The organism is Sedimentitalea sp. (assembly GCF_039973035.1).
Classification (GTDB): domain Bacteria; phylum Pseudomonadota; class Alphaproteobacteria; order Rhodobacterales; family Rhodobacteraceae; genus Sedimentitalea.
Window position 1 is genome coordinate 16,501 of record NZ_JBDWLR010000089.1, and the last position, 23,238, is coordinate 39,738.

General features: G+C 59.5%; 21 protein-coding genes and 1 pseudogene. 6 read left to right on the forward strand and 16 right to left on the reverse strand.

All coding sequences use genetic code 11. From position 1 onward, the window contains the following. The first annotated feature begins 208 nt into the window (after window positions 1–208). The 3 genes from ABJO75_RS23210 (at window position 209) to ABJO75_RS23220 (ending at window position 3,114) form a co-directional block, all read left to right on the forward strand. Window positions 209–1,189, forward strand: a complete 981-nt coding sequence (locus ABJO75_RS23210; protein WP_348124938.1) for a sialic acid TRAP transporter substrate-binding protein SiaP — start codon at window positions 209–211, stop codon at window positions 1,187–1,189. Window positions 1,190–1,257: 68 nt separating this feature from the next. Further along, window positions 1,258–1,824 (forward strand): TRAP transporter small permease, encoded by a 567-nt coding sequence (locus ABJO75_RS23215; protein WP_348124939.1) that lies wholly within the window; start codon window positions 1,258–1,260, stop codon window positions 1,822–1,824. A gap of 9 nt (window positions 1,825–1,833) precedes the next feature. After that, the gene (locus tag ABJO75_RS23220; RefSeq protein WP_348124941.1) at window positions 1,834–3,114 is read left to right on the forward strand and encodes a TRAP transporter large permease; all 1,281 of its coding nucleotides are present in this window, start codon (window positions 1,834–1,836) and stop codon (window positions 3,112–3,114) included. Between the two features lie 259 nt (window positions 3,115–3,373). Here the strand turns inward: ABJO75_RS23220 and ABJO75_RS23225 are convergent. The 3 genes and pseudogenes from ABJO75_RS23225 to ABJO75_RS23235 all read right to left on the reverse strand — a co-directional run. Continuing rightward, window positions 3,374–3,664, reverse strand: a pseudogene (locus ABJO75_RS23225) (DDE-type integrase/transposase/recombinase); the annotation flags it as partial. Window positions 3,665–3,943: 279 nt separating this feature from the next. Then, window positions 3,944–4,510 (reverse strand): IS5 family transposase, encoded by a 567-nt coding sequence (locus ABJO75_RS23230; RefSeq protein WP_348124943.1) that lies wholly within the window; start codon window positions 4,508–4,510, stop codon window positions 3,944–3,946. Then, window positions 4,507–4,641 (reverse strand): transposase, encoded by a 135-nt coding sequence (locus ABJO75_RS23235; protein WP_348124945.1) that lies wholly within the window; start codon window positions 4,639–4,641, stop codon window positions 4,507–4,509. The genes ABJO75_RS23230 and ABJO75_RS23235 overlap by 4 nt, the downstream gene beginning before the upstream one ends. A 465-nt stretch (window positions 4,642–5,106) precedes the next feature. Here ABJO75_RS23235 and ABJO75_RS23240 point away from each other — a divergent pair, with 465 nt between their 5' ends. The 3 genes from ABJO75_RS23240 to ABJO75_RS23250 all read left to right on the forward strand — a co-directional run bounded on the left by ABJO75_RS23240 (window position 5,107) and on the right by ABJO75_RS23250 (window position 8,739). Next, the gene (locus ABJO75_RS23240) at window positions 5,107–6,108 is read left to right on the forward strand and encodes a Gfo/Idh/MocA family oxidoreductase (protein ID WP_348124947.1); all 1,002 of its coding nucleotides are present in this window, start codon (window positions 5,107–5,109) and stop codon (window positions 6,106–6,108) included. 88 nt (window positions 6,109–6,196) lie between these two features. Beyond that, a complete protein-coding gene (locus ABJO75_RS23245) occupies window positions 6,197–7,921 on the forward strand; it encodes an FAD-dependent oxidoreductase (protein ID WP_348124949.1) in 1,725 nt (574 codons plus the stop codon). After that, complete coding sequence (locus tag ABJO75_RS23250; RefSeq protein ID WP_348124950.1) at window positions 7,918–8,739, forward strand: sugar phosphate isomerase/epimerase family protein; 822 nt, start codon at window positions 7,918–7,920, stop codon at window positions 8,737–8,739. The genes ABJO75_RS23245 and ABJO75_RS23250 overlap by 4 nt, the downstream gene beginning before the upstream one ends. 17 nt (window positions 8,740–8,756) lie before the next feature. On the opposite strand, the gene ABJO75_RS23255 is transcribed toward ABJO75_RS23250, so the two are convergent. The 13 genes from ABJO75_RS23255 to ABJO75_RS23315 form a co-directional block, all read right to left on the reverse strand. Next, on the reverse strand, window positions 8,757–9,665 hold the full coding sequence (locus ABJO75_RS23255; RefSeq protein ID WP_348124952.1) for a LysR family transcriptional regulator: 909 nt from the start codon (window positions 9,663–9,665) through the stop codon (window positions 8,757–8,759). Window positions 9,666–9,776: 111 nt separating this feature from the next. Further along, the gene (locus tag ABJO75_RS23260; RefSeq protein WP_348124954.1) at window positions 9,777–11,549 is read right to left on the reverse strand and encodes a thiamine pyrophosphate-dependent enzyme; all 1,773 of its coding nucleotides are present in this window, start codon (window positions 11,547–11,549) and stop codon (window positions 9,777–9,779) included. Window positions 11,550–11,552: 3 nt separating this feature from the next. After that, window positions 11,553–13,043 (reverse strand): aldehyde dehydrogenase family protein, encoded by a 1,491-nt coding sequence (locus ABJO75_RS23265; RefSeq protein ID WP_348124956.1) that lies wholly within the window; start codon window positions 13,041–13,043, stop codon window positions 11,553–11,555. Window positions 13,044–13,159: 116 nt separating this feature from the next. Then, on the reverse strand, window positions 13,160–13,615 hold the full coding sequence (gene aroQ / locus ABJO75_RS23270; RefSeq protein ID WP_348124958.1) for a type II 3-dehydroquinate dehydratase: 456 nt from the start codon (window positions 13,613–13,615) through the stop codon (window positions 13,160–13,162). Between the two features lie 11 nt (window positions 13,616–13,626). Further along, window positions 13,627–14,685, reverse strand: coding sequence for a hydroxyacid dehydrogenase (locus ABJO75_RS23275; protein ID WP_348124959.1), 1,059 nt, complete (start codon window positions 14,683–14,685; stop codon window positions 13,627–13,629). A gap of 118 nt (window positions 14,686–14,803) precedes the next feature. Beyond that, window positions 14,804–15,970: an MFS transporter gene (locus tag ABJO75_RS23280; protein WP_348124961.1), complete on the reverse strand. Its 1,167-nt coding sequence runs from the start codon at window positions 15,968–15,970 to the stop codon at window positions 14,804–14,806. A 57-nt stretch (window positions 15,971–16,027) separates the two neighbouring features. Next, on the reverse strand, window positions 16,028–16,831 hold the full coding sequence (locus tag ABJO75_RS23285) for a sugar phosphate isomerase/epimerase family protein (protein ID WP_348124963.1): 804 nt from the start codon (window positions 16,829–16,831) through the stop codon (window positions 16,028–16,030). Between the two features lie 37 nt (window positions 16,832–16,868). After that, window positions 16,869–17,336 (reverse strand): nuclear transport factor 2 family protein, encoded by a 468-nt coding sequence (locus ABJO75_RS23290; RefSeq protein ID WP_348124965.1) that lies wholly within the window; start codon window positions 17,334–17,336, stop codon window positions 16,869–16,871. A gap of 20 nt (window positions 17,337–17,356) precedes the next feature. Further along, on the reverse strand, window positions 17,357–18,634 hold the full coding sequence (locus ABJO75_RS23295) for a TRAP transporter large permease (protein WP_348124967.1): 1,278 nt from the start codon (window positions 18,632–18,634) through the stop codon (window positions 17,357–17,359). A 20-nt stretch (window positions 18,635–18,654) separates the two neighbouring features. Further along, a complete protein-coding gene (locus ABJO75_RS23300; RefSeq protein WP_348124969.1) occupies window positions 18,655–19,110 on the reverse strand; it encodes a TRAP transporter small permease in 456 nt (151 codons plus the stop codon). A 62-nt stretch (window positions 19,111–19,172) separates the two neighbouring features. Beyond that, window positions 19,173–20,144, reverse strand: a complete 972-nt coding sequence (locus ABJO75_RS23305) for a TRAP transporter substrate-binding protein (RefSeq protein ID WP_348124971.1) — start codon at window positions 20,142–20,144, stop codon at window positions 19,173–19,175. Between the two features lie 237 nt (window positions 20,145–20,381). Further along, window positions 20,382–21,374, reverse strand: coding sequence for a PhnD/SsuA/transferrin family substrate-binding protein (locus tag ABJO75_RS23310; protein WP_348124973.1), 993 nt, complete (start codon window positions 21,372–21,374; stop codon window positions 20,382–20,384). After that, entirely contained in the window at window positions 21,371–23,188 is a 1,818-nt protein-coding gene (locus ABJO75_RS23315; protein WP_348124975.1) for a thiamine pyrophosphate-dependent enzyme, read from the reverse strand. The genes ABJO75_RS23310 and ABJO75_RS23315 overlap by 4 nt, the downstream gene beginning before the upstream one ends. Window positions 23,189–23,238 lie beyond the last annotated feature (50 nt).

Here is a 23,238-nt window from a genome sequence, read left to right on the forward strand (position 1 = left end):
TTCGCCGGGCCGGAAACTTTGCGACACTACCTCACGCAGTGGCCCCTTGGTGTTTCCCATCTGATCAGGGCCATCAAAAGGTCTCTTGCTTCGAAAATGCGTCGCCAATAGCAGAGTCGGCTTGCCTTACCTCACGGAAACATAAAAGCTGTCGATCGAACGCGGTCGCCTTGTTAGCAAGTCCGCGAAAAAATCAGGGAGGACTACTATGAAAATCAAAACCAAATTTGCGCTTGGTGTTTCGACCGTTGCCATGATGGGGCTGTTGCCTGCGATGGCGGCCGCCGAAACAAAGCTGAAATGGGCGCATGTCTATGAAACAAGCGAGCCATACCACACCTGTGCTGTCGCCGCGAACGACTTGCTGATGACAGCCACGGATGGCCGCTACGGCATCGAAGTCTTCCCGGCATCGTCGCTTGGCAAAGAAGTCGACATCAACGAGGGTCTGGGCTTTGGCACTGTCGATATCATCTATACTGGGCAGTTGTTTGCCGGACGTTCATACGGCCCGATCTCGATCGGTGGCGCGCCCTTCATGTTCCGTGACTATGACCATTGGGATAATTACCGCAACTCGGACCTGTTTGCGGAGTTGTCTCAAGGTTATACCGACGCGACGGGCAATCATATTACCGCGATGACATATTACGGCGCCCGCCATGTGACCTCGAACACGCCCGTTCTCGCGCCAGAAGACATGGACGGCATGAAAATCCGGGTGCCAAATGCCCCGCTCTACATGATGTTCCCCGAGGCGGTTGGTGCAAACCCTGCTCCGATCGCTTTTGCGGAGGTCTATCTGGCGTTGCAGCAAGGTACTGTTGACGCGCAGGAAAACCCACTGCCGACGATTCAGGCCAAAAAGTTCTACGAGGTTCAGGAAAACATTAACCTGACCGGCCACATTACCGACGCTTTGCTCACCATCGTCGGCGGTCCTGCGTGGGATGGCATGGACGAAGCCGACCGTGAGGCTCTCAGTGCCGTGACGACGCAGACCGCTGTTTGTGCCACCGACGCCATCATCAAGGCTGAGGGCGAGTTGGCTGAGTGGTTCCGCGGCGAAGGCGTGACAGTGAATGAGGTTGATCGTGGCCCGTTCATCGAAGCGGTGAAAAAGCTGCACAACGGCGAAGCGGCAACTTGGGATCAGGCGACCTATGACCGCCTGCAAGCCATCCAGTAACCGTCTATTTCCTTGAGTACCAGGCCAGGGCGATGATGTGCCCTGGCCATTTATCTAAGGATATCGCAATGAAGCCGCCCACCGAAGATGCCCACCTCACTGCGCCCATCGCACTTGAGGAGGAAAAGATAGACTTGTCCGATCAGCAATGGGATGATGGTGTTGTCCTGATCCTGTTCTGGGTGCTGGCAGGGGTCGTGTTCCTGCAATTTTTTACGCGTTATATCTTGAATGACTCTGTTGCCTGGACTGAGGAAATTGCGCGCTATCTCCTAATCGGTGTGACCTTCATTGGCGGGGTCATGGCCACGCGCAAGCAGAGCCACATTGCCGTTGAATTCGTCTATCGCTGGGTGCCTCGCACCGGGCGCAAGATTGCCCAATTCACGATCGACGCTGTCACGACGGGGTTCTTTGCCGTGCTGGCAGTCCTGACGGCGCAGATTGCCGGGCGGACACGGCAATTGATGGTCTCGCTCGAGCTGCCCAAATCCATAATTTACTGGATCGTAGCTGCGGCCTTTGTATGCATGGCGCTGTATTCCGCGTGGAACATGTGGCGCCATCTTCGGGATGGCAGTTCTAAACTGATTGATCCGGAAAAATATGCGGACCAGATCCGCGCGATTGACTAGGAGTTCAGCGTGGACATCATTTGGCTATTCGTAATGCTGTTCGGGATGCTGGTTTTTGGCGTTCCCGTGGCCGTTGCCCTTGCTGGTGCGTCTGTCGTCTTTATTTTTGCCACTGGTACACCACCACCCATGGTCGTTGCACACCGGATGATTAATGGGGTCGACAGCTTTCCCCTGCTAGCGGTGCCGTTTTTCATCCTCGCTGGGAATCTGATGAACACCGCCGGGATCACTGAACGTATATTTAATTTCGCGCTGGCTTTGGTAGGTTGGATGCGTGGTGGCCTTGGCCATGTGAACGTGGGTGCCAGTGTGATTTTCGCAGGTATGTCCGGCGCGGCTGTGGCCGATGCGGGGGGGCTTGGAGCAATCGAGATCAAGGCAATGCGTGATGCGGGATACGACCCCAAATTCGCAGTGGGCATCACCGCCGCATCCTCATCCATCGGCCCGATCATTCCGCCTTCGCTGCCCATGGTGATCTACGGGGTCGTTGCGGGCACCAGCATCGGACAATTGTTCGTCGCCGGGTTCATTCCCGGAATACTGATGGCGGTGTCGTTGATGATCATGATTGCGATTATGTCCCGCACACGTGGTTTTGAGCGGGATCAAGCGTTCTACTGGTCGGTTCTGTTTTCTACATTCCGACGCGCATTCCTGTCCTTGCTTACGCCTCTCATTATCGTCGGTGGTATTCTGTCGGGCGCGTTTACCCCGACCGAGGCTGCAGTCGCAGCCTGTGCTTGGGCGTTGTTTCTGGGCATGGTCGTGTACCGCACCTTGTCGATCCCCCGTTTTCTGCGGGTCAGTTACGATACAATCGAGACAACTGCCGTGGTGCTGATGGTTGTTGGAGCCGCTGCGATCTTTGCATGGATATTGACAAGCAACCGTGTGCCCGAACAGTTTGCCGCTGGCTTGTTAGCCGTGTCCGACAAGCCTTGGGTGGTCTTGATCCTGATGAACCTGATCCTGCTGGCCGTCGGGTGTTTCATGGAGACAGTGGCCGCCATCACAATTTTGGTGCCTGTCTTGTTGCCCATTGCCGTAACTCTGGGCATCGATCCGGTTCATTTTGGGGTGATCATGGTGCTGAACCTGATGCTTGGCCTCTTGACGCCGCCGGTAGGGATGGTGCTCTATGTGCTCGCGCGAGTTGCAAAAATTCCCTTCGAGCAATGCGTTGTCGGAACGGCGCCGTTCCTCATTCCGCTGGTGATTGTGTTGATTCTGGTGACGTTCATTCCCGGCATCACCATGTGGTTGCCGACACTGATCTACCGATAAGTAGGTTCCGATGGGTCGTGTTGCAGGGATCGTCTCTTGGCTGATATCGAGGAAGTCCGTTCCTTTCAGGATGCTTTAAATACCACACAAGTTCAACGCCGCTCGTCGTGACAAAAGCCCCAAGCAAAAGCAGCGGGTGACGAACTAGTCTGAATACAACGAAGGTGTACGACAACGCGGGGATCTAACGGTCTGGGTCGTCCAAGACGCGCTTGGCCTGTGCTCGGCACCGCCTCGAATAACCTAGAGCAAGGGTCTACCCGCATTTGTCGATCGCTCGGTAGCGATACATCCAGCGACCTCTAACCTTCACATAAGTTTCGCCCATCCGCCAGGATTGACCGGCCGGGGCCTTCCGACGATGAGCCTCATTGGCGATCACGCCGGCGTATTTTTAGACCCATTGATTGAGAGTTGCGTGATCGACAACGACACCGTGCTCGGCCATGATCTCTTCGAGATCGCGGTACGAGACACCAAAGCGAACATTGAAGTAGACCGCGTATAAGATCACAGATTTCGGGTAGTGGGAGCTTTTGAAACTGATCAACTTCTCAATCCTAATACCACCTTCCGAAAGCGCGCCATTTGGGCCAGACTGAAACCAGACGCAACGGCAATCAGAAAGTTTGCGACATTATCCATCGGTGATCCAACGGCACTGCCAGAGATGTTGGATCAAGTTGATGGCCCGGTTGATCTATTCCTCTCAGCCGGTGCTTACGACGGCAGTTCAACCCGCGATCTTCTTGTCGACCGCTTTGGACAATGATTGAGATTGCGATCCCGCCTCCCAAAAACGCAACTTTTAGGCTCCAGACTCATTGATTTATAGCCAGAACAAGACAGTGGCTGCGAGCGCTATGGCGGATAGAAAGACCTTGGGGCAACGGTCGTATCGAGTTGCCACCCGACGCCAGTCTTTCAGGCGTCCGAACATAATCTCGATCCGGTTTCGTCGTTTGTATCGGCGCTTGTCATATTTGATGGGCTTGTCGCGTGATTTTCGTCCGGGGATGCAGGGTTTTATGCCCCTATCTATCAGGGCCTCGCGAAACCAATCCGCATCATACCCCCGATCTCCCAGCAGCCATTCGGCGGATGGCAGGCTGCTCACCAGAGCTCTGGCCCCGGTGTAATCGCTGCACCACTGCCCGGCAGGCGATGTTTTCATCGCCGAGAGGGGTGACCGGCGGTCATGAAAAACCGAATAGGTCGCCCAATCGAGTCCGTAACGGCATGCAACTTCGTGTTCATGCCACCCTTTGTCCGCCCAATCAGACGCCCACGCCCCCTTTTTTAACCGCAGACTCGAGGCCGTGCGGTGCGCTTTGAGGTAGGTTGCATCGATTGAGATCGTCTTGCTGTCGGGTGCTTCGGCAGCCAGCCCCGTCATGATCCTCGCGAAAACCCCATGTCGCTCCACCGCTTCCATCGGTTGTAGAGGGTCTTCGGTGGTCCATACTCAGCGGGCGCATCACTCCATCTCAACCCATTGCGATTGATGAAGATAATTCCGCTGAGCACGCGCCGGTCATCAACGCGTGGAACACCATGGCTCTTCGGAAACTACGGCCGGAGCCGCGCCATTTGCTCGTCGTTCAACCAGAAAAGATTGCTCATCATGCCTCCTGAGATTCAGGAGCTTGAATCAGTCAGACGCACCGATTGCAACCAAATCAATGGGTCTGGAGCCTAAGTCACACCGACAAAAGGAAAGACCGGAAAAACCTGCCGCTGTCCTCTCCCAACCAATTCTTGAATGGAAACGAGACAGAACTTCTCTTGGACAGTTTTGCATGTCCCTTGCTACATCAACCCGACAGCAGGGCGTCTGAATTCTATCCCGGTTCCGACGCCGACAACTTTCGATCGACCCCACTCGGTCGCCGTCTCTGACGACGCGCGCGGGTTTGATCGATGGACTACCGGCTTCTGCGACACGCGGCGGAAAACACATTGAATTTTGGGATTGCAAGGGGAGAACACAGTATGAAATTTGCCGTAATCGGATCTTTGGGCTGGGCAGGCATCCGCCATGTCGAGGCGCTGACCAAACTGGGTCACGAAATTGTCGCTGTCGTCGATCCGGGCGACGGCTGTGCGGCGCAGGCCAAGGAAATCGGCGCGGTCGCCGTGGCAAGCCTGAACGATCTGGATCTTTCGACGATCGAAGCGGCCACTCTCGCACTCCCGCCAAGCCTCCACCCCGCCGCAGCGCGGAAGCTGGCGAACGCCGGGATCCACGTCATGTGCGAAAAACCGATGGCACCGGATGCCAAGGAAGCACAGAAACTTGTCGAGTTTGCGGAGTCTTCCGACGTTACAATCATGCCCGGCTATCTGTTGCGCACCAATCCGCACATCCGCAGCTTTGTCGAGGGGCTCAAGACGCTCGGACCCGTCCGCCGCCTGCATATTTCGACCAACGTGCGCAAGCCGTCGATGGCCGGATGGCGCAGCGAGCCGGTGATTGGCGGGGCGTTGCTGGTCAATGCCATTCACCAACTCGATCTTGCGACATGGTTCATCGGTGAACCGCTGACGCCACGCATGGCGCAGTTGGACAACGTCCATCACGAAGCACCGACCGAGGACCTGTTCTATACCGCGCTGGTTTCTCCCAGCGGGGTCACGGCCAGCGTTCTCAGTTCATGGTCGACCCATCCGCCCATTTCCAATGACGGTCTGATGGTTACCGATGCCGGACGTCTGCGCATCGAGGCGGAAACCGACAGCGGCTCGATTGTCCTGACCCAGAAGGGCTACCGCATCAACGATGAGGACCACGAGCTGGACAACATCGTGGGAGAGAAGGAAACAATGGTCGGCGTCAATCAGTTTCTCAGAGAGTTCGAGCATTTTGTCGATGCCATCGAGAACGGCACGCCGCTTTGGGTCACGGTCAAGGACAACCATGCGGTTCAGAAACTGATCGAGGACTGCCGCGCCGTGGCCATTCCACCAGCCGGGCGCATCGCCGCGCGCCGCTGAACCCTGCCCGCCCTCGCGGCCAGCCTGCGATGCATCGACGATGCCCGGGCTGGCCGGACTGACAAAATCAAATTGCGGGTGCCCCACCGTGCCAAAGCCGACAGAAACGGATGTGATTGTCATCGGGTCAGGTGCCGCCGGGCTGGCAACGGCCTGTGCGGCCCGGGCGATGGGCCTTGACGTCGTCGTGATCGAAAAAGCATCCCACTTCGGCGGAACCACGGGGCTTTCCGGCGCGGCGATCTGGATCCCGCTCGGCAAAGCCGCGCGTGCCGCAGGATCGGGGGACACCTGCGCCGACGTTCTGGAATACCTTCACGCAACCATCGGTGAGAACGCCGACGCGGCATTGCTGGAATCCTTCGTGGACAATGCCGGGGATGCGCTGGCGTTTCTCGAACAGCATACCCATTTGGACTACCGACTGCGCAAGGTGGCCCCTGACTATCATTGCGAAAACCCCGGCGCGAGCGAATTTGGCCGCGTTCTGGATGTTGTCGAATTCGACGGTCGCCGGTTGGGGGACAACTTTGCAAATCTGCGCGCTCCGCTGCCCACGCATCTGGTTTTTGGCGGTATGATGGTCAACCGGGCCGATGTCCGCTCCCTGCTGCATTTCGGACGCACGCGCGCCGACACCTGGCGCAGTATCGGATTGACGGGGCGGTACGCTCTGGATCGCGTAAGAGGCACGCGGGGGACACGGCTTGTGGTGGGCAGCGCCTTGACCGCGCAGCTTGCGCTGTCCGTTTTCGAGGCCGGGATACCCCTTCTCCTGAATGCGTCCGCACGTGAATTGCTGAAAGATAACGACCGTGTAACCGGGATCGGATATGAAACACGGGACGGTGTGACCCACACCCTGACGGCACGGCGTGCCGTGGTTCTGGCCACGGGCGGATTCGCAGCGCACGAAGGGAAAAGCCGGTCCGAACGCGGCCAGACGGACGCCGATCATTTCAGCATGGCGTCAGACTCCGCAAGGGGCGAAGGTCAGGACATCGCGCAGGCGGCAGGCGCGGTCATGGCACCGAGGGGCAAGAGTGCCTTTTTCCTTGCGCCGGTGTCCATCCGCCAAACCCGGCAAGGCGAGAAGGTGCAGTTTGCCCATCTTACCCTTGACCGCGCAAAGCCGGGTGTCATCGCGGTCAACCGCACAGGGACCCGTTTCACCAACGAAGCGGATTCCTATCATCGGTTCGGCGCAGCGCTGAGAACCCTGCCCGACCCCGGCAAAGGCAAGCCCGTCGCCTGGCTTGTCTGTGATGCCTCCGCTCTGCGTCGATACGGGTTGGGCCTTGCACGCCCGTTTCCCGCCCACCTGGGAAACCGCAAGCTGATCAGGGACAAATATCTGATCGAGGAAAATTCGATTTCGGATCTCGCTGAACGATTGTCAATGCGACCCGAAACGCTTGCCGCGACGATAGACCGTCACAACGAATTCGCCCGATCCGGCACTGACGGCGATTTTGCCAAGGGGGGCTCTGCCCACAACGTCTCGCTCGGCGATCCGACGTGCGGGCCGAACCCCTGTCTCGCCCCACTGGCGCAGGCGCCGTTCTACGCAATCGGGCTTTACAGCGGCGATCTCGGGACCGCCCGTGGTTTGAAAACAGACGCGAAAGCGCGAGCCTTGAAGGACGACGGCAACCCGATCCCGGGGCTGTATGCCGTCGGCAACGATATGCATTCCATCATGGGCGGAACATATCCTGCGGCGGGCATAACACTGGGGCCTGCGCTGACCTTTGCCTATGTCGCCGCGCGCGACATCGCCGGGAAAAACGAAACCAGAGAGGAACCGACATGAAGACTGATCAGATTACGCTGGCCCAACTGGGCCTGAATGACGAGGGACCGCTGGCGATGCTCGATGCGGCGGCAGCTTCGGGTTTTCGGGGCATCGGACTTCCCCTGCGCTCCGGCGCGATGAAAGAGCTGAAGTACGAGATCGTCGGGAACAGGAAACTCATTCGCGACATACGGCATGCTGCCGATGACGCGGGCCTTGTGATCTTTGACGTGGAGGCGCTGGTTCTGGGGCATGAACCCGACAGGGAAACACTTCACACAACCTTTGAAACGGCATCCGAGCTTGGCGCGACGCGGATGTCGTGCCTGGGTTTCGAACCGTCGCTTGGCCCGGGTCACATGCAACCCGGGGAAGAGGCGCATCGTCTCGCGACAATCTGTGCCCTCGCGGCGGAATACGGCATCATGATCGGCATCGAATTCATGCTTTTCCGCTCCATCGGTACGCTCGAAGATGCCCGCAAGATCGTGCAGGAATCCGACGCCCCTAATGCAACGATCATACTGGATGCCTTGCATTGCTTCCGGTCCGGGCTGAGCATGGAAGAGTTGGCGGCACTGGATCCGGCGTTGATCTCGCATCTGCAACTTTGTGATGCGGTCGCCGAAGCGCCGTCGGCGGACAAGCTTGTCGATGAGGCGCGCGCGCACAGGCTGATGCCGGGCCAGGGTGCGATTCCCCTCGCTGAAATGATCAGGATCCTGCCCGATGACATTCCGATGTCGCTGGAAATACCCGTGAAGGCGAACAGTCACCTGTCCGTCAAGGAACGCGCGAAACGCGGGGCAGAGGCACTGGCGGAATTCAACCCCTGAACAGACGCCGGGGGTATTCAGAACTTGTGGGCCAGAACGCCCATGCGGTCCGCAAAGCTGTCGACCATCGAAAACAGGAAATCCGAAATTTCCGCCTCTGCCTGGAACGGTGCACGTCGCGACGAACGTACCAGGTAGAGGGTTCGGGTCACCACCGGATTGACAATACGCACCCCGGCCAGCAGCCCGCGGTCGATCTCTGACCCGACGCTGCCGCGCGGCATGACGCTGGCCACGTTGCCCTTCATGACAAGACTTTTCATCATGGAAACCGAGGTCGCCTCGAAACTTACCTTTAGCGGAAGCGCCATCCGTTCAGCGGCCGCGACGACAAGCTGGCGCACGGGGTCGCGCTCTCCTGCCAGAACCAGTTCATATTCCAGCACATCGGCCATTTCGATCGTGCCATTCGCATCAAGCCCGTCCCGCGGCGCGGTGACAAAGACCAGTTCCTCCTCAAGCAGCGGCGAACGCAGGAGTGCGGGCCGGTCGGCAACCTCATAGGCAATCGCAAGATCGATTTCGTCGCGTTCGAGCGCCTCTATCAGGATATAGCTCATCTCCTCGACGATGCTGAGGTGCACATTCGGCAAGGCATCGCGGGCATCGACAAAGATCTTGCTGCCCATGACGTTGGTGATGCCCGGCGTGATGCCAAGGATCAGGCTTTCCTTTTCGCTTCCCGCAAAGCCCATGATTTCGTTCTTCGTATTCTCGACAATGCGCAGGATATCGCAGGCTCTTTCATAGAGAACCTGACCGGAACGTGTGGGTGTAACGCCGCGCGAATGGCGCACCAGAAGCGGCACGCCAAGTTCGTTTTCCAATTGCCGGATCTGCAAGCCAAGCGCAGGTTGCGCGACATTCAACTGCTCGGCGGCCTTCGTGATATTCCCGACTTCCACGGTCTTGGAAAAATATCGCAATTGTCTTATATTGATGGAAATCCCCTTCCCTGCTCATCCGATCGACTTCGGGGCAACGCCCGTCCTGTTTCGATGTACCCACCCCCATCGACCGCTTCAACGGTCAACCGATCACGGCTCCTGAATTTCCACCGCAGGTAGTCGGACATCGACGATAGCGACGCCGCCATCGCAGACCTGATGCAGCGCCTTCTCCAGCGCCGCGCATAGGTCGGTGTACCCCTTGTCCACCCTGATCCCCGATGCACCAAAGGATTCCGCTATCCCGCGTATGTCAATGCCCGGGCTGTCTATCCGGTGGCCGATCCAGGCATTCGCCGCATTGCGCGCGCGGGCCTTTGCAATCGGTCTTTGATATGTCGCGGTGCCGACGCCGGAGGTGTCATTCACCACAACCAGCAGCACCGGTATCCGGTAATGAACCGCCGTCCACAATGCGGTAACCTCCGCAAGGAAGGTATCGGCCTCCACGACCCCCAGCGCGATGCGTCCCCTGCCGATCAACGCCAGGGCGGACCCGACAGCCTGTGCAGGCCCACCGCTCCCCGCGCCGAGGAAATCCAGCGGGCCGCGAAAGGTCCAGCGTTCCACATCCCAGTCTTCGGGGGCAGTGGCAACCGTGACGGCCTCGCCCTCCAGAACTTCGGCCAATGCAAGCGAAACAAGCGGGCGGGACAGACTTGCGGCGGGTGAACCCGGCTGCGGCACGGCTGGTTTTTCAACAGGTCTGGCCGATTGATGAGGACCGCAAATGTCCCGCATTTCCTCGATCAGATCGCACACAAGTGAATCCGCGTCCGCTTCGATCAGGACATCGCTTGGCGTGGGTGACATGCCATCATTTGCCGCCGCTCTCTTTCGGCTGACGTCAGCGGAAACCTCGACGATGGTCGCGACCGGGTTCCGTTTGTGATGCAACCGGTACGAAACCCCGGAAAGGTCCGGCCATTCAAGGCTCAGGATCACGTCCGCATTTTCAGCTTTCCCTGCACATTCCTCCCCGATGAACAGCGGATGATCGGTCGGAAAAGCAGCCGCACTTTGGCTATTCGTGCAGACATGCGCCCCCAGGATTTCGGCCAGGATGATCCGGTTTTTCCACCCGGTATCGGAACGTGACACGCTACCTGCAAGGATGAGCGGCCGCTCGGCCTCAAGCAGTATAGCGGCAAGTTCCGCTACGTCCTTGCGTGCCGCGCCGTTGTTGACCCGCGCCCGGTACCTCTGCAAATTCCGGCGGACATCAGGCTCCACACAGCTGGAACGCAGCGAATCCTGCAGCAGGGTAACGCGCACCGGCCCCTTGGGCACTGCCTCCGCCATCCGGATCGCAGTCAGCATCGCGGAACGTGCATCCGCCGCGTCCCCGGGCCGCAGATCGGAAAGAAGAAACCCGGAAGGGGGTGGCGCGACCTGCCCCTGCGGAACCGGATGCAGGATCAAAAGCGGTGTCTGGTCATGAAATGCGTGCGCAAGCGCAGAACCTTCTGCCGCGGAACCGGCGCTTGCCTGTGCCGCCGCCATCGCCTTGCCCGTGACCTTTGCAAAGCCGCAGGCAATCGCCAGCGCAACGTCATCATCCAGACAGGACAGGAGTTGCGGGCGCGTGTTGCCAAGATAGTTGACCAGACTGTCCTGAAACTCGCCCAGCGACCGGTGCGATTTCATCGCGACGAAAGGAATATCCAGCTCCCGCAGGGTCTCGACAACAAGATCGCTTCCAAACAATGCCCTGGGCGGAGATATTTCAACGGGGCGCTCTACTTCAAATCTGGCCGGCTCCATCGACAGGCCAAACACCGATCCACGGCGGTTGGGCGCTACCTTCGGCTCGTCCAGGCTCTGCTTCGCTCCCGCCCCGTCTGATCCTCCGGTCTCAGACATGCGTCACTCGCCGAATTTCATGTGAATGTTCTTCAATTCGGTAAACGACAGCATTTCCTCGATACATTCCTCGCGCCCGATACCCGATTGTTTTTTCCCGCCGAACGGCGCGCCGATAAAATGCTTGCTGACTTCATTGACCCAGACAAAGCCCGCCTCGACCGCCGTCGCCGTTCTCAGGGCGGTATCGAATTTCTGGGTCCAGATGGAACAGGTCAGGCCGACATCCAGCGCGTTGACGTCGCGGAGCATTTCAGCTTCGTCCTTCCAACGCAAGACCGAGGCAACGGGGCCGAATATCTCGTCCTGCGCGATCGTCATGTCCGATGTCACGTCCACGAAAACCGTCGGCTCCACAAAGTATCCCTCGGCCAGATCCGGATTGTCCGGTCGCTTGCCACCGGCCAACAGCTTTGCGCCCTCGGCCTTGCCAACGTCGATGTAATGCAGGGTCCGGTCATACTGCGCCTTGCTGGCAAGCGCGCCCATGCTGGTGTCCCATTTTTCGGGCGGACCCGGCGCAAAGGCCGTGATGTCCTCCAGCAGGTGATCCAGCACCTCGTCGTGAATATCGTCGTGCAGAAAGACCCGGCTGGTCGATCCGCAGGACTGGCCGCACCATGCAAAGTTCATCCCGGCTACCATCGCCTTGGCGACCTGCCGGGGGTCTGCATCGGGATAGGCGATAAGCGCGTTCTTGCCCCCGAGTTCGAGAAGAACGGGTTTCAGCGTCGCCGAAGCGGCCTCCATGACAGCGCGGCCCGCCTGGACACTGCCGATCAACCCCACCTTGGCGACCCTGGGATCGGCGACAATCCACGCGCCGACATCGCGCGTGCTGCCCGTGACGACGTTGAACACACCGGGCGAAAACAGGTGCCCTGCAAGTTCGGCCAGCCTCAGCGCCGACAACGGCGCCTGTTCCGGCGGCTTGATCACAACTGTATTGCCCGCCGCAAGCGGGGCGGCGATCTTGGCCGCCGCAAACATGAACGGGTGATTGAACGGCGAGATCCGGGCGACAACACCGAGCGGTTCGCGCACCGACACGTTCAGGCGCCCCGGCCCCATCGGGATGGAGGCACCCTTCATCTCCGTCACAAGACCGGCGAACAGTTCGATCTGCGCCGCCGCAATCGCGGCATCGCCCACCATCGCGCGCACCGGATTGCCGCAATCGACGGCATCCAGCAACGCCAGTTCGGTCGCATTGTCGCGCACGATCCTCGCAAGCTCACGCAGGATGCGTCCACGCTCCAACGGCGGCGTCGCACTCCAACCCGGAAAGGCATCGTGCGCCGCGGCAACCACGGCGGAAACATCCGCTTCCGAGGCATCCGCCACCCGGCCAAGGGACGCGCCATTGCCGGGGCTGAAAACGTCGAAACTGTTGCCCTGCGCCGCGTCCTGCCAGTTCCCGGCAAAATAGAGCCCCCGTTCCTGCGGCAGCACCTCTGCGGGGTCGGGCAATTTCTTCTCGTTGGGGTCACTCATTTCCTGAATCCTTCAATCTGCGCATTGTCCGGGGTGATAGGGGGCATGGCGAGTATGGGGTAAAACCGGATCGCTCTACCTGCCGGAACGCAATCGGTCCGGCCCATGCCACCGGTCTATTCGAACGGCGGTTTCAGCAAGAGTTGCATCGCCTCGATCGCCGCCAGATACCCGCTTGCCCCAAACCCGAAGATCACGCCCGTCGCGACGGGCCGCACATGCGACAGGTGGCGAAACGCTCGGTCGGCGTAGCGATAGGAGTTGTTGAAATGCAATTCGATGATCGGGCAATCCAGTATCCGCAATGCGTCGGCAATCGCGATGGACGTGTGGGTGTATGCGGCCGGATTGATGATAACCCCGTCAAACTTCTGATAGGATTCCTGTATCCACGTCACAAGTTCGGCTTCGGAATTGGACTGCCGGAAATCAATCTTGATTTCGTGCGTGGCTGCCCGCTCTTCCACCGCCGCCTTGACCTCGGCAAGGGTGGTGCGCCCGTAAAGCTCAGGTTCACGCACGCCCAGCATATTCAGATTGGGGCCATTCAGACAAAGCACGCTGGAGGTCATCGTTTCTTCCTTCAATTTTTCAGGTTTTCGGGCCGAAAGCCGAAGGCCTGTTCGAACCGTTCGCAATAGGCCGGCCAGACTTCCGGGTTGATCAGACGTTGCGGGATCTCTCCGCGAAAGATGGCGATCCACTGTTCCGCCGCGGACAGGCTCATCTTGTAGAGCGATTCATGCGTCAGCCCGGCGATATGCGGGTTTGCAATGACATTGTCATGGCTCAGCAGCGGATGATCATGCGCCGGCGGTTCTTGCAGAAAGACATCCAGACCGGCCCCCGCAATCGTCCTTGCGGACAGCGCGGCAGTCAGATCGTCTTCGTCGTGAATGCCGCCGCGGGCGGTATTGATGAAATGGGCCGTGGGCTTCATCCTGCCAAAAGCACTTGCATCGAACATGCCCATCGTCTCGCTTGTGCGGGGACAATTGACCGACACGAAATCACTTTCGGCCAGAACCCTGTCCAGATCACAGGCCGTTGCGCCGCGCGCTTCGATCTCGTCGTTCGAAAGGTAGGGGTCGTGGGCCAGAACGCGCATGTTGAACCCGTGCCTGCAGATTTCCGCGATGCGCCGCCCGATATGGCCCAGTCCGATGATTCCAACCGTCTTTTCGTACAGGTCTTCGCCGGGATAACCGAAACGTTCGACCTGCTCGGGTCTGCGAACCGCACGGTCCGTGGCAACCAGCCGCTTGGACAGGGCCAGCATCATCGCCACCGCATGTTCGGCGACGGCCTGCGCGTTGGCGCCTGCCTGATTGCAGACGATGATCCCAGATGCCGTGCAGGCATCAACGTCAATGACATCGTACCCCGACCCCGTCGAACAGATCGCCAGTAGATCCGGATGGCGCGCAATCAGGTCTGCATCCGCAAACCACGGCGAGTGCAGCTCCACGCGGGGTGCAATCTGATAACCGTGCGCCTGATCCAGTGCGGCGCGGTTCACCGCTTCCGGGTCGTCATACCTTTGGCACAGCAGGGAAACCGATCCGTCAGCGGCGATCCTTTCGATCGCAACCGGGTCAACCCATTTCTCGAAATACGAGATTTTTGGCTGCTGACCCTTCACGAATGTATCCCCTCCCCTTTTAGCCGTGCCGTGCTTCTGACTAGCCGATCCGGAAACCGAAACTGAATATAATCTTGATATGGCAGGCACATCAGATTTGGCTTGGCGATCTGTTCCGCTATCTCCGGTTCCTCAGCCCGGCCGGAAGAAACGGCGCGCATATCCCGATGACGACCCCGCAGGTCAGGAAGACGCCCCCGACACCGAACCACGGTGTCGCAAGCGCAGAGACAAGGGGCATCGCGAATTGCCCCGTCCGGTTTACGGCCAGCCGCAGGGACAGCGTCGTTCCCTTGGCCCTGACCGGTGCAAGCTGCATGGTCAGGGATACCGAACATGTCACCGCGAACCCAAGGCTGAGCCCGGCAAAGGCAAGCAGGACCGCCATCAGGTTCGCGCCCATCGGAATGGCAAAGCTGCAAAAGATGGCCGCGGACACCAGCAACGACCTGGTCATCAGCCGTTCCCGCCCCATCGCGCCGGACACCCTTGCGTAAACCGCGCGGGCCAGCAGTTGCATAATGGAGAACGCGCCCAGCATGATGCCGACAAACGCGGGGTCGATCGACCTTTCCGTGGCGACGATGGGCAGGAACATATAGGTCATTTCCTGCGTCGCAACGCAGAGGCTGCCGGAAACGGCAAGCCAGACGATCCCCGATGTCGACACGATTTCGCCAATCGGAACGGGCGCTGCCTGCGTCGTCGGCTGCCTTGCATGGCGCGAAATCTGTACTGCCAGCACGAGTTGCAGCAGCCCTATGATCACCGCCGCAGGAAGCAGGACAACATGCGGCTTCGGCACCAGAAAAAAACTGGCTGCCGTCAACAGCAACGGGGCAAGAACCTGCCCCAGTGACTGATAGACCATGAACCCACCGATCATGCTGTCGCGCTGGCGTCCTCTTCCGATCAGCGATATTTCCGCTTGAAGCGCCGCGATTTGGAACGTCTGGCCGATGCCGAGAAGCGACATCGCCAGCAGGAAGATTCCAAGCGACGGCGCAAGGATCAACGGAAGTGCGGCACCCAGAAACAGCGAACAGGCCCCGGCCATGACCACCGGGCCCGCCCCGTTCCGGTCGGTAAAGCGACCGATTTGCAACGTTAGAAAGATCGGCAGAAAGGAAAAGGTCGCGGTCAGGACAAGGACCATCGTCGCCGAAAGCCCGATTTCTATCGCCTCATAGCCGATGGCGATGCGGCTGGACAATCCGACGATCTGCCCCGTGAAGCCGCTGGCCAATATGGGGATGGCCAGCTTTAACACCCTGCCGCGCTTCACGTTGTCCCAATCTTGTTCAGGTCTGGAACAGTCACATCAGTCCAGAGAGTTTCGGCTTCAGGCAGACCGGATGCGCTGCATGAAAGACAAGGTCTGCTTGCCCGCACGCCTGATGCGTTCCTCGGGTGGCAGTTGCTGCTGATCGCGATGAGGCGCTTCAAGGCTGACATCCATATCGGACGGAAGCAGGGCAAACAGTGCGTCGAGGGGCAATTCACCCTCACCGGGGTACAGGCGTCTCGCGCGGCTTTCCGGGGTCAGCCCGTCGGCGCCGGGATGCGCGGCGGGCGCGTCGCACAGATGGATATAGGCGATCTTTTCACGCGGCAGTCTGCCGATGTCCTCGACAGTGCCGCCGGAACGGAAAAGGTGCAGAACGTCGATCAATAGCGCCGCGTTCCGGTTATCCACCCTGTCCAGAACACGAACGGCATCCACAAGCGATTTCATCGGTCGCGAGGGCATGAATTCCATCGCAACCCTGATGCCGAACGGCGCCGCCGCCTCGGCCAGACGGGCGTAGTTGTCTACCATCCGCGCTTCGTCGGTATCGGCCCCCCCGGACACAAGCACCGACGCCCCGAGGATCGCACCCGCCTCCAGTCCCGGCAGCAGGTTCTCAATATCCGTATCCGGTTCCATCGGAAACGACTCGGCTTCGAATATCGCTATGCCCAGATCATCCGCCTGCGCCCGCAGCGCCCTGCAACGCGCCGGATCACCGGCGACAGGGTATTTTCCCGGCGCATGACGCGGCGGCAGAACCCGCATGCCAACCCCCTCGAACCCGGCCGCCGCGGCAGCGGCTAGGTATTGCTCGGGTGCAGCGTCCAGCGCCGTCAGATGCGATACACTAATCACAGGCGTGTTCTCCCGCTCCGGTCCCTGACTGCACCGCTCATTTATCCCCGTTCCGCTTTTCGGCGGGCCAGGGCAGGGCCGACAGCTCAATCCGCGCAAAGCGCCAGCCGTCCGCGGTCCGCCTGAACGTCGCCTCGCAGGTCCCGAGCGCCGCGAGTCGCCCCTCGCCGGACCGCCAGTCCGTGACCAGGATCAGGGAACGGCCCGTCGCGCTGTCGGCATCCGCACCGGGAAGCACGACAATATCGGTCTGCTGGTGGCGGACCTGACCCTGAAACATCTCCCGGCGGCCAAGTGTCATCTCCAGCAGCTCGGCCTCGCCCTCGACGTTCTGGGCCTGAGTGCCCAACCCACCCTGAGAGGCGCTGAGCTTGGCGAACACGCCATCGGGCGTAAAGATCGACACCCAATCTTCCGGCGTTCCGTGCGCGAAGAAGTGACAATAAAGGGCATAGAGCCGCAGGATCCTGCGTTCATCTTCGGGATCGATGAAATCGTCCAGCATTGCTGACCTCGTCAATTGTTTCAGTCAAGAATTAGCGTGGGCAGCCAAAGGCTGAACACGGGCACCACGGCGACAACCAGCATCACGAGGATGTTCACGAGGATGAACCAGCGGTTCATCTTCCACATCTCGCCAATCGAAATTCCCGCAATCGCGCAGGTAAGCAGCATGGTCGACGCCACCGGCGGTGTCTGGGAGCCGATGGTCGTGGCCAGCGCGAAGATGATCCCGAAATGGATCGGATCCATCTCGATCGCCGTCATGATCGGCAATAGCACGGGCACGAGGATGATCATCGCCGGAACGCCGTTGATCATCGTTCCCAGCATGATCAGGAATGCACAGACGATCAGCGTGATGGTGTAGTAATTGTCCGTGAACTCCAGCAGCGAAGTCGCCATCTGCTGCGGTATCTGACGGTTCGACAGATACCATGCCAGAATACCGGAAGCGGCAACGATCATCATGACCATGCCCGTGCGCTTTGCGGTCACGATCAGAATTTCATAGGCATCGCGCAGCGATACGTTGCGGTAGAACACAAGCACGATGAGCGTGGCGGTGAAGACGGCGACCGATGCGGCTTCGGTAGCGGTAAAGACCCCTCCCAGAATCCCGCCCATGATGATGAGGGGAATAAGAAGCGCAGGCCCCGCCTTGCGCGTCGCAGGCGCGACCCGCTTGAAATCGAAAGTCTCGTGGACGGGCCATTTGTGCTTGACCGCGAAGTAGTGCGAAAGCGTCATGTAGGCGATCATCAGAACCACGCCGGGAACGATCCCGGCCAGAAACATCCGTGTGATCGAGACATTCGCCAGAACGCCATAGACGATCAGCGTGATGCTGGGCGGAATCAGGATCGCGGCATCGCTCGTGCTCGATGTGATCGCAGCCGCGAAATTCACCGGATACCCCTTGCGCTTCATTTCCGGGATCAGGATCGGCCCCATGCTTGCCACGTCCGCACCCGACGACCCGTTCATCCCGGCGAACAGAAAGGAAACCACCGTGTTCACGTGGGCCAGCCCGCCGCGCATCCAGCCGACAAGAGTGCTGGCGAAATCGATCATATGCTTGCCCATGCCGGCCTTTTCCACGATCGCGCCCATCAGCATGAACAGGGGAATGGCGGTCAGCGCATATGCATTGGCAGAATTGTATATCAGCTGCGGCACCGCCTGTAGCGGCAGGCCAGCGGAGAGCACGGCAAACAGTCCCGTCGCACCCAGGGCCAGGGCAATCGGAAGCCCGATCAAAACCAGAACAAGCAGCGTTCCCACGATAAGTAATACCGTCACGTCAATCTCCCTTTCCGGGTTCAGTCTTCGAGATGTTTGGGACCGGTGATGACCGAGCGCCGGATGACATAATACGCCATGATGACAAAGCAGACCGGGACAGTGGACAGAAACAGGCCCACCGGTACTTCCAGCGTCGTCAGATTGACGCGCCACATCCGCACCACGCTGGGCCATGACACCCAGGCAACGAGCAACAGAAAGCCGACGGAGGCGATATCCGCGGTGACCCGCAGAATGTTCACATAGGGCTGCGGCAATGTGTACCAGAGGACCCTGACCCGGATATGTTCACCGTCCCGCATCGCCAGAATGCCGCCGACCATCGCAAGCGCAACCAGCAGATTGCCCACCAGTTCGTCCGGCCAGGGCAGGGAGTTGTTCATTACGAACCGCTGAAAGACCTGAAGAACCATGGTGGACGCGATACTGGCGACCAAAAATGCGCTGACCAGATTTACTATCTTGCTGAGCATGGCCCATCCCTCGTTTGATAAAAAGAAGCCGCGAGCGTTGCCCGCGGCTTCCGTAGCCCGACTTATTCAAGCGTCGAGAGGATCGCGTTGACCAGTTCCTGATTCGGGAACTCGGCATACATCGGCTTCAAGGCTTCCTGGAAGGCGGCGAAATCGACTTCGTTGATCTCGATCAGTCCCTCAAGTTCGGCCATCACTTCCTTGTCCTGCGCGTCACCGTTGGCGCGGTACTTGTCGCCGATCTCTCCGGCCGCCCGACGGATCGCCTCTTTCTGGGAATCCGAAAGCTGGTTCCACCGGATCGCGCTCATCACGACAATCTGGGGATTATAGACATGCTTGGTCAGCGACAGGTACTTCTGAACTTCGTAAAGCTTGTGGTCGAGGATAAGCTGAAGCGGGTTTTCCTGACCATCGAAGGCTCCCGTCTGAAGGGCGGTGAACACTTCGGTAAAGGCCAGCGGGGCCGGGTTGGCACCAAGCATCCTGAACATGTCCATCCGTGTCACACTGACCGGCGTCCGCATCTTCAGACCGTCGACATCCGAGGGCTCGACAATAGGACGCTCGTTGTTCGTCATGTGACGAAAGCCGTTTTCCCACCAGCCGACGACGATCAGGCCTTCGTCCGCCAGCCGGTCAACCACGTCCTGGACCTCGGGCAGCTCAAGGGACTTCACGAACTGATCCCGCGACGCGAAGAGATACGGCAGTCCGAACACTTCGACATCCCGCACAATAGGCGCGAAGGTATCAAGCGACCTTGCCATGTCGACCGTGCCGATCAACATCCCCTCGATGCTTTCACGCGCATTGCCCTGCTGCCCGCCGGGATAGACGACGATCTCGACTTCACCATTGGTGTATTCGGAAACCAGATCGCCGAATTCCTCGGTGAGGTTGGTATGATAAGACCCGGCAGGGTCCTCAATGTTGAAGCCCAGTTTCACCTGCGCATGGGCTGCAAAGGTGCTAAACCCCAGCGTCGCCGCAACCGCGGCACTCCCCAGAACCGTCTTTACCGAAAGTTTCATTATTCTCTCCTCCTCTGTGTTTTAACCGGCACATGATGGCCGGACCGGATGGCTCAAGTTTTCAGTTTCGGCGCAGACATTGCCAATGCCATTTGGGCTGTAGAGCCATACAAAAATGTGTTTTCACAAATTTGCCCCCTGTGCGCCGCCTTCTTTTGTTGCCTGTCTGGTCAGGCACGATCACCGCGGCCGGCATCCTGACGTCCTCCCCGCCGGGCGATTGCCCGGACCGCAGGATCAGATGACATGCGCCTCGATTGATCCGGGGTGAAACAGTTCTTCGACGCTGACCCGGCGTTTCGACAGGCCCTGCGAATGGTGCTGCCCCAGAAAGTAATCCAGTGTCTTGCGGTTCGGCCCAAGACCGTAGGGCCAGAAATCGGCGCCCATCAGCGCCTTCGCCTGCCGCAGTTGTTCCTCGACAAACGGCAGGGTGATCTTGGTCGCGGACGTATCCGCCAGATGAGCCAGCGCAATGTCTTTCGATTTCTCAAAGCCTTTCAGAACAGCCATCGGCAACCACGGATGCGCGTCGGCCAGGGTCTTTCGCACGCCGATGATATGCATCATCGGAAAAATGCCTGTCTTCTTGTAGTAGGCCATCGCTTCGGCGGTCGGATCGTCGAACAGCCACCGCAGATCCTTGTTATCGGGGGTAAAGCTCGTCGGTGCGCGCGGCCCCATGAACGCGTCGATCTCTCCGTTGCTAAGCATGTCGCGCAATGTCTGCTCCGGCCCGATCTCCGTCATCTCGACGCCGTCGGGCAGGTCGATCTTGACCTTCTCATCCCGCCCCGGCTCTTCCAGCCCCCCGCGCACCCAATGGATGTCGGACGGGTTCACGCCATATTCGTCCTGAAGAATGGCGCGCATCCAGACATTAGCCGACAACTGCCATTCGGGAATGCCGACCCGACGACCGCGCAGATCGGCGGGGGTCCTTATCCCGCTGTCCGTCCGGACGATGATCGAGGTGTGCCGAAAGGCGCGGGAAACAAATGCCGGCACCCCGACATAGGGACAATCGCCGCGCGATGTGCGCAGGGTATGACTGCTGAGCGAAAGCTCACAGATATCGAAGGCCTCATGCCGCATGGCGCGATAGAACATTTCCTCGGGCGTCAGTGTCATCACGACGGGATCGACCCCGTCAATCTCGCATCGCCCGTCAATCAACGGACGGTTGCGGTCATAGTCGCCGATCGCGACGGATAATCTCAATTTGCTCATTTGCCCTTCTCCCCGGCATGGCGGTTCAGCGAAGCGACCATCGCGGGGGTGTAGCCGGGTTCGGTGCGCACATCGACAACCGCAACCCCCCCTGCATCCACGTGCGCCAGCGCCTTTTCAAATACCTCGGTCAGTTCATCCGCCGTCTTGATCGGGCCAAAGCCCTTTGCGCCCTGCGCTTCGCCCATTCCCGCGATGTCAATTTCCGGGTCGGTCATCCGCATCCCGATCCACTTGTTTTCAACCTTGCGGTCCCGCATCCGTGCAACACGTTCCTGATGCACCTCGTCGTTGAAGAACGACTGGTTGTTCGCAACGATATACAGCAGCGGAAGGCGGTAATGCACGGCAGTCCAGATCGCGGTCACACCCATCAGGAAATCGCCGTCACCGCCGATGCAGACCGGCAACCGATCCGTTTCCCGCAGGGCCAGCGCCGCGCCAACGGCAATCCCCGGCCCGCCCCCGATACCACCGCCGCCGTCGGATCCCAGAAAGTCGAGCGGATGCGTGAAATGCCAGAAAGATCCGTCCCAACCCAGCGGCAGGTGAACAAAGGAAACCTTGCGGTCCTCCACCGCCGTCCGCAGGCCGGATGCAAGATGCGCCATCGTCACCTTGCTTTCATCAAGCTCCGGCAGCTTTGCCTCGGGCTTGCGCTCCGGGGTGAGTTGTTCCTTTGCCTCCCCCAGTGCCGTCAGCAGACCGTCCAGCACCTGATCCGGGGCCGCGCCGATCATCATGTCGACCATCGGGAGGGATTGGTAATCCATCGACCAGCCGTTGTGCAGCGTATGATCCAGTGAGATCTGCACGATCTGCGCCTTCGGCGTCGCCCTCTCGTACACGGAATCCAGCGCGCCGCCCAGATCGACCCAGTCTAGGCTCAGGATCACGTCCGCATCGGCCAGTGCCTCCCGCGCCTCGGGAATGACATAGATCCCCGGCGATCCCGCATGCAGAGGATGATCGGTTGGAAAGCTGGCGCCGATCTTCAGGTCTGTCACAACCTTTGCACCCAGCCTTTCGGCCAGACGAACCCGCGCGTCCCACGCCTTGGGGCATCGCGAGGCGCGACCGGCAAGGATCACGGGCCGTTCGGCACCCTCCAGCAGGTTCGCAAGCTCGCGTATCTGCGCATCCGACGCGCCTGACCCGACCTTGGGCCGGAACCGCGCAGCATCGATGGCGGGCAACTGCGTTTCCAGAACCGCCTCCTGCAACCCCGCATCCAGATTTACATAGACCGGACCCTGCGGCGCCGTGTCCGCGATCCAGGCCGCCCGCAGCAGCGATTCCCGTGCAGCAGCGGCAGAGCCAGGCTGATCGTCCCATTTCGTATAATCGCGCACCAGCGCACCCTGATCCCGCGAGGTATGTATCCACTCAATCCAAGGCCGCCGTTTGGCAGCATCCACCGGCCCGGTCGCCCCCAAAAGCAATACCGGCATGCGATCGCACCAGGCATTGAATACGGCCATCGTCGCGTGCATCAGTCCCACGTTCGAATGCGCAACCGCCGCCATCGCACGCCCGGTCACCTTGGCATAGCCATGCGCAATCGCGACCGCGTGTTCCTCGTGCAGGCAGAGCAACATCTGCGGCGCGGAGTTGCCCAGATAGTTCACCAGACTGTCATGCAACCCGCGATAGCTCGCACCCGGGTTGAGCGCAATGTAGGGGATCGACAGGGACCCGATCGTCTCTGCCATGACATCGCTGCCGAACAATGCATCAAACTGTTCCTGTGGCACCGGCGCTTCGACGTCAGACGGACCACCTTGCGTCACTGCACCGTCATTCTGCTTATTCATCCCAGGCTTCCTTCGTACAGTTTGAGGCTTCGGATGTCATTTTCCGTAAA